At 59.3% G+C, this 572-nt stretch carries 1 protein-coding gene; it reads left to right on the top strand.

The features are described from left to right. A partial coding sequence (locus XpruCFBP8353_RS24445) for a hypothetical protein (RefSeq protein WP_243391213.1) occupies positions 1–572 on the top strand: 572 nt, incomplete at both ends.

Raw genomic sequence — 572 nt, 5'->3', positions numbered from 1 at the left:
GGGCAGAAGTTGCAGCAGCAGGTCAGTGCTGGGGCCGAGATCACTGCAACGTTTGGGCAGCAGGCAAGCAAGGCAGTCGGGGATTACGCCTCAACGAAAGCCACGCAATTGCGCTTGCAGGGCAAAGAGGACGAGGCCGCCAAGTGGGACGAAGGCGGCGAATACCGTGTGGCTGCCCATACGGCGATGGGGCTACTAGGCGGTGGAGCCCAGGGAGCTTTGGGCTCAGGCGTAGCAGCCTACGCGGCTCCGCGCATTGATGAACTTACAAAAAATTTGCCCGAAGGCGTGAAGCAGGCGGTCGGTGCCGGACTAGCGGCTGGCATAGGAGCGGCAGTCGGCGGCTCGGCAGGTGCGGCAACGGCGTTCAATGAAGACGCTAATAATCGGCAATTGCATCAGGTAGAAGCAAAAGCCCTGGAGCGACTGAAAGAAGGAAAATCTGAGGACGAGCAGTACCGACTCACAGCAGCTGCTTGCGCATATGTCCGTTGCGCGGATGGGGTACCAACCGACGATCCGCAGTATGCAGCACTGAAGCAGCTCCAAACGAACGGGCTTAGTTACCAATC

Source organism: Xanthomonas prunicola (assembly GCF_002846205.1).
GTDB classification, from domain to species: Bacteria; Pseudomonadota; Gammaproteobacteria; order Xanthomonadales; family Xanthomonadaceae; genus Xanthomonas; species Xanthomonas prunicola.
This window is presented reverse-complemented; position numbering and strand designations above follow the sequence as displayed.